At 47.9% G+C, this 2,699-nt stretch carries 2 protein-coding genes; both read right to left on the bottom strand.

What is annotated here, in order from left to right:
- Positions 1-1,733 (bottom strand): MacB family efflux pump subunit (locus tag H740_RS09995; RefSeq protein WP_034957968.1); only part of this gene is annotated, 1,733 nt, incomplete at its 3' end.
- A gap of 18 nt (positions 1,734-1,751) precedes the next feature.
- A partial coding sequence (locus H740_RS09990) for an efflux RND transporter periplasmic adaptor subunit (protein WP_002953650.1) occupies positions 1,752-2,699 on the bottom strand: 948 nt, incomplete at its 5' end.

The following is a 2,699-nucleotide window of genomic DNA, read 5'->3' as shown; positions in this document are numbered from 1 at the left end:
CCGCCGATGAGACACAGCAGCACCGCCTCTATCAAAAACTGCTCGAGGATATTTCCCTGGCGAGCGCCGATCGCCATCCTGATGCCTATCTCTTTGGTTCGCTCGGTTACGGAGACTAGCATGATATTCATCACGCCGATACCGCCCACTAGCAGCGAGATAAAGGCGATACAAGAGATCAGTAGCGTCATGGTTCTAGTCGTCTCCTCGATCGTTTTTTTGATAGTGTCGGAGTTTCTAGTGAAAAAGTCCTTTTTGCCGTGTTTGGCGGTTAAAATTTCCGTTAAACTCTGCTCGGCGATTTGCGCATTTACGTTATCTTTAACCTTAACCGTGATAGATGAGAGATGCCTATCGCCGGTTAGTTTGTTTATGACCGCGGTATAGGTAGAAAACGTACGCAAAGTGCTGGAGTCCGCGAACATATTGTCGTTTTTGGCTACTACGCCGATGATTTTAAAGGGGCGTTTGTTAAAAAGCACCGTTTTGCCTAGCGGATCTTCGTCTGCGAAAAACTGCTCACGAGTTGGCTGATCTATCACGATCACGGACGCCGACTCTGCGACCTCTTGGGCGGTAAACACCCGTCCGGCCTCGACCTTGTAGCCCATGACGTTTAGGCTCTCCTCGCTACCGCCTTTAATCGTAGCCGAGGCTGATTTATTGCCGTAGGTGAGCGTGCCGCTAGCCGAGGCGTTTGGCGTGACGCTATCTAGGTAGTCTTGCTTAGATAGCATCGCTGCATCGCTAACGGTCAGGTTTCTCACCCGCTCCGAGCGCATATCGCCAAAACCCTTGCCGTTTAGGATATCGATCGTGTTAGTGCCGATACCGCGGATATCGGAGAGGATCTGCTCCTGCGAGCCCTGCCCAAGTGCTACTACGCAGATAACCGATGTGATGCCGATGATGATGCCAAGCATCGTTAGCGCCGAGCGAAGTTTGTGGCTAAGGATCGCGTTTATCGACATTTTAAAGCTCTCGATAAACTGATCTTTGTAAAAGCTAAAGATATTTTTTTGCTTCGGCGCCGGTTTTTCGGAGGCGAAAATTTCCTCGCTTTTTACCGTATCGCTCAAAATTTTACCGTCTTTTATCTCGATGACGCGGTTTGCGTATGCGGCGATATTTGGATCGTGGGTGACGATGATGATGGTGTGGCCTTGCTTGTGTAAATTTGTTAAAATTTCCATCACCATGAGGCCGCTTTTGCTATCTAGCGCGCCTGTTGGCTCGTCTGCCAGGATGATCTCGCCGCCGTTTATGAGCGCTCTAGCGATAGAGACGCGCTGCTGCTGTCCGCCGCTAAGTTTGCTGGGTAAATTTTGCAGCTTTTCGCCAAGCCCGAGCCCTTCTAAAAGCTCGCCGGCCTTTTTCTCGCGATCTTTTTTAGAAACGCCCGCATATACGCTAGGTAGTGCCACGTTTTGCAGCGTAGTTAGCGTAGATAAAAGGTTATAGCGCTGAAAGATAAAGCCGAATTTTTCTCTGCGTAAACGCGCCAGCTCGTCGCCTTCAAATTTGGATATGTCGCGCTCTTCTAGCAAATACTGCCCGCCGCTTGGGTTATCTAGGCAGCCAAGGATATTCATGAGCGTAGATTTACCCGAGCCGCTTTGACCGATGATAGCGATAAACTCGCCCTTTTTTATGGTTAAATTTACGTCTTTTAGCGCGTCAAACACGTTATCGCCGAGTTTAAATTTCTTACTTAAATTTTTAAGTTCTATCAAATTTTTCAAGACTTAGCCTTAGAACTTCATTTTTCTTTTCTCTTTTTCAAACATTTCGCTGATTTCAGCCGCCGAATTTCGCTTCGTCACGACTTCCTCGCCTTCTTCTACTCCGCTTAAAATTTGAGTTTTTAGGCTATCGATTAGTCCTGTTTGTACCTCTCTTCGCTCGGCCGTATCTAGCCCGTCTTTACCTTTTTTTAGTACGTAAACTACGCTTTTGCCGTCCTCTTTTTTGATAGCGATCGAGGGCACGATGACGGCGTCTTTAGCGCTATCTAGGATGATGGTATTTTGCGTGGTCATGCCGATCCTTAGCGTGCCGTCCGGGTTATCTACGATAGCTTTGGCGTAGTAGTAGATCGCCGAGCTGCTCGAGCTTGTGGTTGTCGAGCCTGAGCTTGTAGTAGTGGCATATTTGCCGTTACTTAGCGTGGTGAGGCCCGGGTCGATAGAGCTAATACGGGCGTAAAATTTACGATTTGGCTCGGAGAGTATCGAGTATTCGACTTTCGAGCCGACCTTGATTTTAGTTATGTCGCCCTCGGCGATCTCCATTTTTAGCTGGACTTTGCTTAGATCGGCGATATTTACGATGGTGGGCGTAGTTTGGTTTGAGTTTACGGTTTGACCCTCCTCGACCTGCACGGAGACCACTACGCCGCCTTTTGGAGCGGTGATTTTAGTATAGCCAAGGTCGATTTGAGCGGTGTTTAGAGAGATTTTAGCCTGCACGATTTGCGCCTCGATCTCTTTTAGCGAGGCTTCATTTGCGGCTAGGGTATTTTTAGCGTTTTCAAACTCCTCTTTTGAGGTTGCGTTTTTGGCAAAAAGCTCTTGCTCGCGCTTAAATTTGGTCTTTGAAATCTCAAGTGCAACTTTGGCCGAATTTAACTTCGCTTCGTAAATCCCAAGCTGCGCTTTTTTGGTATCTACGTTATTTTGCTGAGTAGCCGAGTCGATTTC

It is taken from the genome of Campylobacter showae CC57C, from assembly GCF_000344295.2.
Taxonomy (GTDB): domain Bacteria; phylum Campylobacterota; class Campylobacteria; order Campylobacterales; family Campylobacteraceae; genus Campylobacter_A; species Campylobacter_A showae_B.
The sequence above is the reverse complement of the archived record's forward strand: the minus strand, read 5'-3'. Positions and strand labels throughout refer to the sequence as shown.